This is a genomic window from Roseateles sp. P5_E1 (assembly GCF_054049335.1).
Genome location: NZ_JBFUMN010000509.1, coordinates 1 through 510, shown reverse-complemented (window position 1 = coordinate 510; position 510 = coordinate 1). Strand labels below are relative to the sequence as shown.

The 510-nt window shown below is 65.4% G+C and carries 1 protein-coding gene; it reads right to left on the bottom strand.

Annotation, left to right across the window (positions count from 1 at the left end; translation table 11 throughout):
• The coding region (locus tag ACXJKJ_RS32360) for an efflux RND transporter permease subunit (protein ID WP_457395862.1) at nucleotides 1-507 on the bottom strand (507 nt) is incomplete at its 3' end.
• Nucleotides 508-510 lie beyond the last annotated feature (3 nt).

Genomic DNA, 510 nt, shown 5'->3' with positions numbered 1-510 from the left:
CTCCTGGTCGGCACGATGGATCTCGCTCGGACCGGTGGTGGCGATGACATCGGCGACGGAATCGAGCGTAACCTGGCGCGCGCTGCCTGGATTGACGATCAGGTGGCGGATGCTCTCGACCGATTCACGATCCGCTTCCYGGGCGCGCACCAGCACGTCGATCTTGCGGTCGCGGAAGCTGTAGCGSGTGGCSACGTCGCCRCGCACCTTCTTSACCACCACRTCGGCGATCTGGCGSGTGGTCAGGCCGAGTGCGCCGGCACGTTCCTGATCGAAGCGGATCTGGATTTCCGGGAAGCCTTCCTCGACCGTGGATTTGACGTCGGCGTAGTGGGGGTTGTTGCGCAGCATCGCCGCCAGTGCCTGGCCGGCGTGTTCCAGGGTGGCCATGTCCTGGCCGCGCAGCTCCACTTCCAGTGGCGTGGAGAAACTGAACAATGCCGGCCGCGCGAAGTCGACCTGCACGCCCGGATGCTGCTTCATCGAATCACGCAGGCGCTCGGTGATGGC